Below are 8,855 nucleotides of genomic sequence, written 5' to 3'. Positions count from 1 at the left end.
GGCTGAGGCGTTGCCCACGGAAAGCAACTGCCCGGAGCGGAAATCAACGTTGCACTCATCCTTTCCAGCTAAATATTTACACTATGTCGCATTTTCTCTCAAATATGTAAAAACGAATACAATTAATCGTTCTAGAATGTATTCCATTTCTATAATCACCTAGTCTATTACCTCGTATTTATCACTGATTGTGTTCATATTACCTAGCTTTACTTACATATCTATAAAGTAGATTAACATTACTCTACTATGGTTCTACTAAAAATACTATTTCTTCTGTCATATCCAGGACATGCCTTTCATACATATACATTAAGAAACATAAACAATCGAATAGGGAGAAATGAGGAATCACTAATGAAAGAGATTATACGATTGTTTCCACAGCAAATTAAGGAAGTAATAATCCGCAAGATAGGGGATAACTGGACAAGCCTACAGGAGATCAGAGTACGAATTAAGAGGCCAATTGAATTGATCTACGATTATAAAGTTGAGTGGCTAAATGATTGTTGTCCTGCGGAAGATGACGGCATATTCCTCCTAAATCAATTAAGCGAATTTTCGTTATATCGTTTAGAGGATGAATTGCGTGAGGGATTCATCACGATTGAAGGTGGTCACCGGGTAGGTTTGGCAGGAAAGGTTAATACAGCTGATGGATCAGTCAAAGCAATTAAAAACATTACTTCCTTTAACATTCGAATTGCTAAAGAAAAAGTTGGGGTAGCCAATTCTTACATCCCTTATTTATACGACAAGCAGTATATTAGTACGCTGATTATCGGTCCTCCACAAACAGGCAAGACAACCTTGCTTAGAGATATAGCACGATTAATATCTACAGGGTGGTCTGAAGTTCGACCTAGAAAAGTAGGCATAATAGATGAACGTTCTGAGATAGGAGGTAGCTTAAATGGCATACCTCAACATCAGTTAGGATTACGTGCAGATATTATGGATGCTTGTCCGAAGGCGGAAGGGCTTATGATGATGATAAGATCGATGTCGCCAGATGTACTTATTGTAGATGAAATTGGAAGTGAAGAGGATGTAAAGGCGTTATTAGAAGCAATTCATGCCGGGGTGAAAGTAGTTAGTTCTGTGCATGGTGAATCACTAGAGGATATCAAGCAGCGGCCCTCTTTGCAACCTCTGTTAGAACAAAATGCATTTAAAAGATTTATAAATCTAACTAGAGACACCAAGAAACCAGGAATGGTTAATAGGATATTAACACATGAGGGACACGATATTCTAAAGAAACCGAGGTGCGCACATGATGAAATGGATCGGGGCACTTCTGCTACTAAGCGCTACCACTTGGGTGGGGTTTGAGTTAGCCAGAAAGTTAAATGATCGACCAAAGCAGATAAGGCAATTGAAGAGCGCCTTACAAATATTAGAGGCTGAAATCTTGTACAGCCAGGCACCAATCATAGAGGCGTGTTATAACGTTTCCAAACAGCTTCCACATCCAGTTTCTTGGTTCTTTAAAGTAGTGAGTGAGGATTTAAAGGTCAAAACGGATAGTCTTTACGAAATTTGGAAAAAGAATATCGATGCATTTTGGCCACTAGTTGCCCTAGGTGAAAATGAAAAAGAAATTTTGAGGCAATTTGGTAGGACATTAGGTCAGCACGATTTTGTCCAGCAGCAAAAACATATCCAACTCGCTTTGACACACTTAGAAAGAGAGCTAGAAGAAGCACAAGATTACCAATATCGGTACAGCAAAATGGTCAAAAGTCTAGGTTTTTTAACAGGACTATTAGTTGTAATACTCTTGATTTAGAGGAGGAATAAGGCGAATGCTAGGCGATGCATCTATATTGTTTCAAATTGCAGGCATAGGAATAGTCGTAGCGATGATTCATACCATTTTAAAACAGATGGGCAAAGAGGAATACGCTCAATTTGCTAGTCTCGTTGGATTTATTATTGTTCTAATCTTTGTGATTGATGGTATATCTGACCTGTTCCAGCAAATAAAATCCGTATTTTTGTTCAGGGGTTAACGAGATGGATATGCTCCAAATAGTTAGTCTAGGGATAGTTGCTAGTTTATTGGTAGTCGTTGTGAAAGAACAAAAGCCATCCTTCGCCTTTTTCCTCATTCTATTAACGGGGATAACAATTTTTGTAATTGTAATTGAATATATTACCGAAATAATTGGTTTAATCGAATATTTAGGTGTTAAAGCAAATGTGAATGGAATGTACATTGAGACAATTCTACAAATAATAGGGATTGCCTATATTGCAGAATTTGGTGCACATATGGTTAGGGATGCAGGATTATCTTCAGTCGCTGCTAAAATAGAATTAGCTGGTAAAGTATTAATTCTTGTACTAGCAGTTCCAATTTTAAAAGCTGTGATTGAAACCATTATAGGTTTTATCCCTGCCTAGTTTGGAAGGGAGCATGATTTAGTGAATGAACCAACTAACAAAGTTGACCATTGTCGGACTAGTTATCATCGTTTTCTGTTCAATATTTCCAACACAGATCACTGCAGCTCCTGAACAAGTAGAAACACAACCTGTTGGTTTAAATATGGACGACATATCATTTTCGGAAGTCAAGGGATACTGGGATAAAGTTGTTAATGAATATGGTGGATATTTACCTGAGGTAAGAAAAACATCCTTCTTTGAATTTATTAAAAATCAAGAAAATGTATCACTTAAGGAATGGTTTCAAGGGATTCTTAAATTCTTATTTCATGAATTAATCGCAAATGGCAAGCTTCTAGGTACCTTGATTATGCTGACTTTATTTTGCATGATCTTGCAAACATTACAGACAGCTTTTGAAAATAAAGCGGTAAGTAAAGTGGCCTATGCGATCGTTTACCTTGTGTTGATCGTATTAGCGTTAAATAGCTTTCAATTGGCTGCATCATATGTCAATGAAACGATAAACACGATGAGTAGTTTCATGATTGCGCTATTACCATTAATGCTAGGCTTAATGGCATCCTTTGGAAATTTAATAGCTGTATCATTTTTTCAACCCGTCATTGTATTTCTAATTCACGCTAGTGTGTTACTTATTTCAAAAATTGTCATACCACTTTTCTTTTTGTCCGCATTGCTTAATATCGTCAGTACGTTAAGTGACACTTATAAAGTAACTCAATTGGCTGATTTGTTAAAAAATATAGGTCTAGGGCTACTAGGAGGTTTTCTATCTATTTTCTTAGGTGTAATCTCTGTTCAAGGTGCTGCAAGTGCTGTACAAGATGGTGTGGCAATGAAAACAACAAAGTTTGTTACAGGTAACTTCATTCCAGTAGTTGGAAGGATGTTGACTGATGCAACTGATACGGTTCTTAGTGCATCGCTATTGTTAAAAAATGCAGTTGGGATAGTAGGAGTGGTAATTCTATTAGGCCTTGTGTTGTTTCCTGCAGTAAAGGTATTTGTTATTTCACTTATTTATAAAGTGACAACGGCATTACTACAGCCAATTGGTGATGGGCCGGTTATAAAGTGTATGGATATCATTAGTAAACATATTTTATATATATTTGCAGCATTATTAGTTGTTTCATTTATGTTCTTTTTAGCAATCGTTATTTTAGTTGCAACAAGTAACTTAACGTTAATGCTCAGGTAAGGAGGGATTACCATTGAATGGTTAACGGGGTGGGTAACTCAAATTATTCTTTTTATATTACTGGCGATGATTATTGAATTACTTTTACCTAATTCTTCTATGAAAAAATATATCAACATGGTTGTTGGTCTTCTATTAATTTTAATTTTTTTACAACCGTTATTCCAGCTCTTTAATGTTGATATAGACGATGTTATGAAGGAGGCGATGCCTATTTTAGACACAACTTCTGAAGAAGAAAATATGAAAAATTTAATAGAATTAAAGAAAAGTGAAATACAAGCCTCCCAAGCTGCATATGTTGTAGAAGAGATGGCTGTCCAAATGGAAAAACAAGCAGAAGAGGGGTTGAGGGAGAAATATGGTGTAAATATTCAAGACATTTCTTTACAGTTTAAAGAGAAAGACAATATAGATCTTGAAAATTTAGAGAATATAGAAATTGTATTAAACCAAAATCAAGATCAAAATCAGACAGAAAGTCAAGGGACTGTTGAGGAAGTCGTCATCGACATAGGAGAAGAACAACTTAATGATGAAAACCAATCTACTCAATTAACAAAAGAAGTAAAAAACTATTTGCATGATTCTTGGCAGCTTACTAATCAACAAATAACCATTCTTTGGGAGGGAGGGGTATAGTGGAGAATCCATTAAAGAAATTGATCTCTCAACTGAAACTTAAAACAGAAGATGGTAAGAAACCGACTAAGATGGGCTACATAATAGTAATAGCCCTAATAGGAGTACTAGTTCTTATTGTTGGTAACATGTTTCAAACTAAAGATGGAAGTCAGTCTAATCTAGCTAGTCCAGAGACAGGCAATAGTTCACCTGTACCAAATCAAACAGAAGCAGAAACCTGGGGGCAAGCGGACGACGAAAATAAAAGTGATTTCATCAAAGATATTGAAACAAATTATGAGAAAGACTTAGCTGAATTACTAGAAAAGATATCAGGAGTATCCAATGTAGAAGTTATGGTGAATCTTGATTCTACAAAACAAAAGGTCTTCGAAAAGAATTTGGTTATAGGAGAACAAACTACTGATGAAACTGACCAAAGTGGTGGAGAAAGAGTCGTAGAAGATTATACGAAAGAAGAAACAGTAGTCATTGTAAGACAAGGTGATCAAGAGGTTCCGTTAACTGTAACAACAAAAAAGCCTGAAGTGCGCGGAGTACTTGTCGTTGCATAAGGCGTTGATCATATGGAACTAAAACAATGGGTAGTAGAAGCGGTATCAAGGGTACTTGATGTACCTTCTCATAGAATTTCAGTCATGCCTAAAAATCAAGGGGAGGAATAAAATATGTTAAAAAAGCAAACAGTTTGGTTACTAACAATGTTAAGTCTAATGATCGTGTTGAGTGTGTATTATATGAGTTCGCCAAGTGGGGAAGATTTTGCGCTACTCCAAAATCCTGAAGACCAAGCAGCAACATCTGAAGCAACAGAAGGTGATGCAGCAGTAGAAAATTCAGAAGCAACTACTGAAGAAGCAGAAGCTACTGATGATACAGTGACCTCTTCTATTTCTTCTGATGAGGTATTTGCATCAATCCGTATGAATATTGAAGACCAAAGAAGTGCTGAAAAAGAAAGACTAGAATCTATTGTTGCCTCAAGTTCTGCTTCATCTGACGAAAAAGAAGAGGCGTATGCTGCAATGAATGAATTGGATGCATTATCTACTAGAGAAAAAAATATTGAAGATACTCTTATGGCCAACAATGGCTATGAAGATGTGCTAGTTAGATCTAACGGTGAAGATGTTGTTGTTACAGTAAAAGTAGATGAGTTACCTTCTAGTGAAGTCGTTAGTATTATGCGAACAGTAAAAGATGAATTTGGTGAGGTAGAGGTAGAAGTAGAGTATCAACCTGTAGGTTAGCAACAAAGGTTAGGATGATAAATACTCAGAAACTGGCGCTAAAAGTCTTATACTTTGGTGCCAGTTTTTTATTTATAGTAGTATTTATTATAATCTTGAAGGGGGAGGATTGGTAATCTACTAAATTTTATACTAGGACATCAAACTTATGGGATAACAATTTCATGGTTGTTTTTTTGCATCGAACTAACCGTGTGTTATCATGAATAGAAAATCGAAAAGCTTTTCGGGAAAATTTATATAGTTGCAGTTTTGTTTTCCATTTCGTAAAATGTTAAGAGGAGTTATTAGTACCTGTTATTAAATGTTAAAAACAAAGGGGTGCCTGAAATGTTAAAAATTCAAGAAATTCACGAGCTAATTAAACGAATTGATGAGTCTTCTATTGATGAATTTGAATTCGAGTCAAATGGAACAAAGCTATCCTTAAAAAAGAATAAAGAGGAAGTTATTGCTCAACAGCCTGCTGTAAATACAGTGCAACCAACTACTTCTGTACCAGTTAAAACAGAAGATAGTGCGGACATAGAACAAGTTAGTGACACAAATACATCAACTGAACAACCTAGTACATCAACGAAGAACTATGATTATGAAATTGTATCGCCTATGGTTGGTACTTTTTATAGCTCACCATCACCTGACAAAGATGTATTCGTACAGGTAGGGGACAAAGTAAAAGCAGATACAGTTGTATGTATCGTGGAAGCAATGAAGTTATTTAATGAAATAGAAGCGGAAACAAACGGAGAAATTGTAGAGGTTTTGGTTGAAAATGGAGAACTAGTTGAATACGGCCAGCCACTATTTGGAGTAAAGACAGTATAAGGGGATGACAGTGTGATTAAAAAGCTCTTAATTGCTAATCGTGGAGAGATCGCAGTACGAATTATCCGGGCTTGTAAAGAATTAGGAATCGAGACAGTGGCTGTATATTCACAAGCAGACAGTGATTCTTTACATGTACAATTAGCAGACGAAGCATACTGCATAGGTCCGAAGCTTAGCAAAGATAGTTATTTAAACTTCACTAATATTATGAGTGTTGCTACATTAACAGAAGTAGACGCTATTCACCCAGGCTATGGCTTTTTATCAGAAAATGCTGATTTTGCAGAGATATGCAAAGCTTGTAATATTATCTTTGTAGGTCCAAGTCCTTACGCTATACAGAAAATGGGTACGAAAGACGTAGCAAGAGAAACAATGAAAGACGCAGGGGTACCAATTGTCCCGGGTTCAAGTGGCATTATTGCTAACGAAGAAGAGGGGATTAAAGTAGCTGCAGAAATTGGTTATCCTGTAATCATTAAAGCAACTGCTGGTGGTGGCGGTAAGGGAATCCGTATTGCTAGATCTGAAGAAGATTTAGTAAAAGGAATCCGTGTTACCCAAAATGAAGCTGAAAAGGCTTTCGGTAATCCAGGTGTTTATTTAGAAAAATTTATAGAAGATTTCCGCCATGTAGAGATTCAAGTACTTGCAGATAATCATGGCAATGTTGTCCATTTAGGAGAACGTGACTGTACTGTGCAGAGAAGATTGCAAAAGCTAATAGAAGAAACACCATCTCCAGCTATCGATGAGACAACACGAAGTCGGATGGGAGAAGCGGCTGTAAAAGCTGCAGAAGCTGTTAATTATTCTGGTGCAGGAACAATAGAGTTTATCTTTGATAAAAATGAACAAAAGTTTTATTTCATGGAAATGAATACAAGAATTCAAGTTGAACATCCGGTGACAGAAATGGTAACAGGAGTTGACTTAATTAAAGAACAAATCAAGATTGCTAACAATGAAACACTTTCCTTCAAACAGGAAGATATCGAATTCAATGGTTGGGCAATTGAATGTAGGATTAATGCAGAAAATCCTTTTAAGGATTTCATGCCTTCTCCTGGGAAGATTAATATGTATCTAACACCAGGTGGACTAGGGGTACGAATTGATTCTGCAGCATATCCCGGGTACAGTATCCCGCCATACTATGATTCAATGATTGCAAAATTAATTACTTATGGATCGACGAGACAAGAGGCCATCAATCGTATGAAACGTGCATTAGATGAATTTGTGATTGAAGGTATATCAACCACGATTCCTTTCCATAGTAGAATGATGGAACATCCTGTTTTTGTTGAAGGTGATTTTAATACGAAGTTTTTAGAAAAATATACTATAATGGATAATGAGTAGTTTTTAAATAATTAGGTTGGTAAGACCAGTTTTGTACTTTTGAAAGTAAATGAAGGAGTGAGCAAAAATGAGTGAAAACTCTATGTTGAATGTAAGTGAAGATTCAAGTCTAGGTAATGTGGAAATTGCTCCTGAAGTAATCGAAGTAATCGCTGGAATTGCAACGACAGAAGTTGCCGGTGTGTCGTACACAAGAGGGAACTTTGCAAGTGGTGTAGCTGAAAGATTAGGGAAAAAATCCCATGGTAAAGGTATTAAAGTCGAACTAACAAATGCTGGGGTTTTAATTGATGTATATGTTGTCATGGACTATGGCTCGACTATTCCAAGTGTTGCTCAAAAGATACAGACTAACATTCGTCAAGCTTTAAAAAATATGACTGCACTTGAAATTGATGAAATAAACGTTCATGTTGTAGGCGTACAAATGGAACACAAAGAAGAATTGGAAGAACACGAATAAAAACATTGGCCGAGGGATATTCCCTGGGCCTTTTCTAATACCTAGCAAAAGATAAAAAAGTGATGAATTATTTTGATGAAGCAAGAATAGAAGATATCTTGGCTATACTACTATAACGTTAAGGTCTTTTATCATATTTTTTTGCTGAATAAAAGCAAACGTTATAGCATTGAATTGTCGAAAATGTTATCATTTGAAACAGATATGTAAAACGATGCGTTTACTTTGCACAAAATGACATACATATGATGAAGCATAAAACGATTCACTTTGATAAGGAGAATTTATAATGAAACGTAGAACAGCAAGAGAAAAAGCATTTCAGATCCTATTCCAGATGGATATGAATGACATAGAGCCAAAAGAAGCAATGGAACATGTACTAGAAGGGGAAAGAGGGGATGATTTTTTATCGGAACTAGTCATTGGTGTCAATAAGCATAGACTAGCGATAGATGAAAAAATATCACAGAACCTTGAAAACTGGACAATAGAAAGACTGGCTTCAGTAGAGAAAGCATTGTTGCGTATCGCTACATATGAAATGTTTTACGGTGCTGATACACCCCAAGGGGTAGCTATTAATGAAGCAGTCGAAATAGCTCATTCATATGGAGATGAGAAATCAGGGAAATTTATAAATGGTGTACTATCAAAAATGTTGAAATAGAGGGGAGAC

The 8,855-nt window shown here is 36.2% G+C and carries 12 protein-coding genes; all 12 read left to right on the top strand.

Features of this window, described 5'->3' with window-relative positions:
- The first annotated feature begins 357 nt into the window (after positions 1-357).
- The 12 genes from spoIIIAA to nusB all read left to right on the top strand — a co-directional run bounded on the left by spoIIIAA (position 358) and on the right by nusB (position 8,846).
- A complete protein-coding gene (gene spoIIIAA / locus H7K77_RS12050) occupies positions 358-1,338 on the top strand; it encodes a stage III sporulation protein AA (RefSeq protein WP_186578095.1) in 981 nt (326 codons plus the stop codon).
- Complete coding sequence (gene spoIIIAB / locus H7K77_RS12045) at positions 1,283-1,795, top strand: stage III sporulation protein SpoIIIAB (protein WP_186578094.1); 513 nt, start codon at positions 1,283-1,285, stop codon at positions 1,793-1,795. The genes spoIIIAA and spoIIIAB overlap by 56 nt, the downstream gene beginning before the upstream one ends.
- Positions 1,796-1,811: 16 nt before the next feature.
- Complete coding sequence (gene spoIIIAC / locus H7K77_RS12040) at positions 1,812-2,018, top strand: stage III sporulation protein AC (RefSeq protein WP_186578093.1); 207 nt, start codon at positions 1,812-1,814, stop codon at positions 2,016-2,018.
- A gap of 4 nt (positions 2,019-2,022) precedes the next feature.
- Entirely contained in the window at positions 2,023-2,412 is a 390-nt protein-coding gene (gene spoIIIAD / locus H7K77_RS12035) for a stage III sporulation protein AD (RefSeq protein ID WP_186578092.1), read from the top strand.
- 25 nt (positions 2,413-2,437) lie between these two features.
- Positions 2,438-3,622, top strand: a complete 1,185-nt coding sequence (spoIIIAE, locus tag H7K77_RS12030; protein WP_186578091.1) for a stage III sporulation protein AE — start codon at positions 2,438-2,440, stop codon at positions 3,620-3,622.
- Positions 3,623-3,628: 6 nt separating this feature from the next.
- A complete protein-coding gene (gene spoIIIAF / locus H7K77_RS12025) occupies positions 3,629-4,264 on the top strand; it encodes a stage III sporulation protein AF (RefSeq protein ID WP_328701105.1) in 636 nt (211 codons plus the stop codon).
- Positions 4,264-4,821 carry a stage III sporulation protein AG gene (gene spoIIIAG / locus H7K77_RS12020; protein WP_328701104.1) on the top strand — a complete coding sequence of 186 codons (558 nt, stop codon included), beginning with the start codon at positions 4,264-4,266 and terminating at the stop codon, positions 4,819-4,821. The genes spoIIIAF and spoIIIAG overlap by 1 nt, the downstream gene beginning before the upstream one ends.
- 114 nt (positions 4,822-4,935) lie before the next feature.
- On the top strand, positions 4,936-5,517 hold the full coding sequence (locus tag H7K77_RS12015) for a SpoIIIAH-like family protein (RefSeq protein ID WP_186578089.1): 582 nt from the start codon (positions 4,936-4,938) through the stop codon (positions 5,515-5,517).
- 330 nt (positions 5,518-5,847) lie between these two features.
- Entirely contained in the window at positions 5,848-6,345 is a 498-nt protein-coding gene (gene accB, locus H7K77_RS12010; protein WP_186578088.1) for an acetyl-CoA carboxylase biotin carboxyl carrier protein, read from the top strand.
- Between the two features lie 12 nt (positions 6,346-6,357).
- Positions 6,358-7,713, top strand: a complete 1,356-nt coding sequence (gene accC / locus H7K77_RS12005; protein WP_186578087.1) for an acetyl-CoA carboxylase biotin carboxylase subunit — start codon at positions 6,358-6,360, stop codon at positions 7,711-7,713.
- A 67-nt stretch (positions 7,714-7,780) separates the two neighbouring features.
- Entirely contained in the window at positions 7,781-8,176 is a 396-nt protein-coding gene (locus H7K77_RS12000) for an Asp23/Gls24 family envelope stress response protein (RefSeq protein WP_186578086.1), read from the top strand.
- 289 nt (positions 8,177-8,465) lie between these two features.
- Complete coding sequence (nusB, locus tag H7K77_RS11995) at positions 8,466-8,846, top strand: transcription antitermination factor NusB (protein ID WP_186578085.1); 381 nt, start codon at positions 8,466-8,468, stop codon at positions 8,844-8,846.
- The last annotated feature ends 9 nt before the right edge of the window (positions 8,847-8,855 follow it).

The sequence above is a fragment of the Aquibacillus kalidii genome (assembly GCF_014280935.1).
In the GTDB taxonomy this organism is placed as follows: Bacteria; Bacillota; Bacilli; order Bacillales; family Amphibacillaceae; genus Aquibacillus_D; species Aquibacillus_D kalidii.
The sequence above is the reverse complement of the archived record's forward strand: the minus strand, read 5'-3'. Positions and strand labels throughout refer to the sequence as shown.

What these genes read in the sequence shown, in the direction of transcription:
- H7K77_RS12000 (WP_186578086.1), top strand. Translation starts at nt 7,781, where the DNA reads ATGAGTGAAAACTCTATGTTGAATGTAAGTGAAGATTCAAGTCTAGGT.
- nusB (WP_186578085.1), top strand. Translation starts at nt 8,466, where the DNA reads ATGAAACGTAGAACAGCAAGAGAAAAAGCATTTCAGATCCTATTCCAG.
- spoIIIAB (WP_186578094.1), top strand. Translation starts at nt 1,283, where the DNA reads ATGAAATGGATCGGGGCACTTCTGCTACTAAGCGCTACCACTTGGGTG.
- spoIIIAA (WP_186578095.1), top strand. Translation starts at nt 358, where the DNA reads ATGAAAGAGATTATACGATTGTTTCCACAGCAAATTAAGGAAGTAATA.
- spoIIIAE (WP_186578091.1), top strand. Translation starts at nt 2,438, where the DNA reads ATGAACCAACTAACAAAGTTGACCATTGTCGGACTAGTTATCATCGTT.
- accB (WP_186578088.1), top strand. Translation starts at nt 5,848, where the DNA reads ATGTTAAAAATTCAAGAAATTCACGAGCTAATTAAACGAATTGATGAG.
- H7K77_RS12015 (WP_186578089.1), top strand. Translation starts at nt 4,936, where the DNA reads ATGTTAAAAAAGCAAACAGTTTGGTTACTAACAATGTTAAGTCTAATG.
- spoIIIAC (WP_186578093.1), top strand. Translation starts at nt 1,812, where the DNA reads ATGCTAGGCGATGCATCTATATTGTTTCAAATTGCAGGCATAGGAATA.
- spoIIIAD (WP_186578092.1), top strand. Translation starts at nt 2,023, where the DNA reads ATGGATATGCTCCAAATAGTTAGTCTAGGGATAGTTGCTAGTTTATTG.